We start from the raw sequence: 2,167 nt of genomic DNA, 5'->3' as shown, positions 1-2,167 counted from the left end.
GTGCGCCGTGAGGCGCTGATTGATCGAGTGGAGGTGAGAGACCGCCACCTTCGCCCTGTCGCAGCAGGGTGATGAAGCTGGGGGCAGCCTGACCCGGGAGGTGCCGGGAAGGGTGGCAAGCGGCCCCGACAACGCCGGGACGTGACCAGTACTGCCAGATGGCGCGGGTCCGGCAAGCGAGACGGAAAGGTATACGCGAGGAACCGGTGCATGAAGCCTCCTAACAATCCCTACCAGCTCCAACCTGGCGGATATGGGCTGGGTGCGGTGCGCACCTGCCCCCTCATCACGGGGCGGGGAACTCCCGGGCTGCTCATGTTCGGCGGCAGGGAGGCCACGGTGAAGTGCTGCGGGGTAGCCGTGGCGATGCCGCGGGGGTATAGCCGGGTGCCTACTTCGTCGAGCGATCAGTCAGTGAACACGGGAACCTTCCCGGCTTTGCCTTCTGCAGCCGCACGGCCGGTGCGGCGCGGCGGGCTGGGCCCACCGTCGGCCGATCGGGCCGGGAGGGGACGGAGCCGCCGTAGTACTCCGAGGCGGGGAGAGCCCGTCACATGGGGAAGGGCGGCAGCGAGATCGCAAGGGAGGTGCTGCAATGCCCGAAGAAACAGCGGTGGATGCCGCTGTCGCGTGGCCGTCGGCCGATGAGGCATGGCTGCGGGTACGGGGGATGCAGACCAAGCTGCACCGTTGGGCGGTAGCCGATCACGGCTTCCGGTTTGACGATGTGTTCAACTTCGTCTGCGACCCGGCCACGCTGGTGATGGCGCTGGAACGGGTCGCAGGAAATGCCGGAGCCCGGACCGCCGGAGTGGATGGCATCACCATCATCCACGTCCGGATGGCCGGAGCCGAGGCGCTGCTGAACCACATTCGCTCCCTGCTCAAGGCCGGCCAGTTCCGGCCGTTACCGGTGCGGGAGAAGATGATCCCCAAGACCGGCGGCAAGCTTCGCCGGCTGGGAATCCCGACCCTCACAGATCGGGTGGTGCAGGCGGCGCTGAAACTGGTCCTGGAACCGATTTTCGAGGCGGATTTCCGTCCGTGCTCCTACGGTTTCCGGCCGAACCGGCGTGCGCACGACGCGATCGCCGAGATCCATCATCTGGCCACCGCCGGTTACCGGTGGGTGCTGGATGCGGATATCGAGGCGTGCTTCGATCGGATCGACCACACGGCCCTGATGGACCGGGTGCGCCGACGGGTCAAGGACAAGCGCGTGCTCGCCCTGGTGAAGACGTTCCTCAAAGCCGGGATCATGACCGAGCTCGGCCAGCGGAACGAGACCACCTCCGGCACGCCACAGGGCGGCATCCTCTCACCCTTGCTGGCCAACATCGCCTTGTCGGTGCTGGACGACTTCTTCGTCGAGCAGTGGGCAGCGGCGGGCGACAGTCAGCAGCGCAGGAACAGACGCGCCCAGGGGCTGGCGACCTGGCAGCTCGTCCGCTACGCGGATGACTTCCTGATCCTGGTCCACGGCACCGCCGAGCACGTCGAACAACTGCGTCACCAGGTGAGTGAGGTCCTGGCACCGATGGGTCTTCGCCTGTCGGAGAGCAAGACCAGGATCGTCCACCTTGCCGACGGGGTCGACTTCCTCGGGTTCCACATCATCTGGCGCCGCAAGCGAGGAACGAACAAGTGGCACGTCTACACGTTCATCGCCGACAAGCCGGTCCAGGCGCTGAAACGGAAGATCAAGTCGCTGACCCGCAGATTGTCACATCTGAGCTACAGGGAAACGCTGGTACGCATCAACTACATCCAGCGGGGATGGGCTAACTACTTCAAGCACGCGGTCGCCAAGCACACCTTCTCCCACCTGCAGAACTTCATCTGGTGGCGAGTGATCAACTGGGTGATGCAGCGCAACCGCATGACATGGAGAGCCATCCAGCGATGGCTGCGCACCCCACGGAGATGGCAACCCATCGCCTTCGACGGGGTCGAACTGTTCAAGATCGCATCGGTTCCGGTGACTCGCTATCGCTATCGAGGAACCAAGATTCCGTCACCCTGGCCGACAGCCCTGACCACACCCGCCCAACGGCATGATCTCGTGGAGAGCCCGGTGCGGTGAGAGTCGCACGCCGGGTTCGGCGGGCGGGTCCGGGAAACGGACCTGGAGCAATCCAGGCACCGCGCCCGGACTCGACCCAACACC

The 2,167-nt window shown here is 65.4% G+C and carries 1 protein-coding gene; it reads left to right on the top strand.

What is annotated here, in order from left to right:
• The first annotated feature begins 595 nt into the window (after window positions 1–595).
• Window positions 596–2,083 (top strand): group II intron reverse transcriptase/maturase, encoded by a 1,488-nt coding sequence (ltrA, locus tag AB0I79_RS63270; protein ID WP_357896378.1) that lies wholly within the window; start codon window positions 596–598, stop codon window positions 2,081–2,083.
• Window positions 2,084–2,167 lie beyond the last annotated feature (84 nt).

Source organism: Nonomuraea sp. NPDC050202 (assembly GCF_040656115.1).
Classification (GTDB): domain Bacteria; phylum Actinomycetota; class Actinomycetes; order Streptosporangiales; family Streptosporangiaceae; genus Nonomuraea.
Note: the sequence above shows the minus strand (reverse complement) of the source record. Positions and strands in the feature narration are given on the sequence as shown.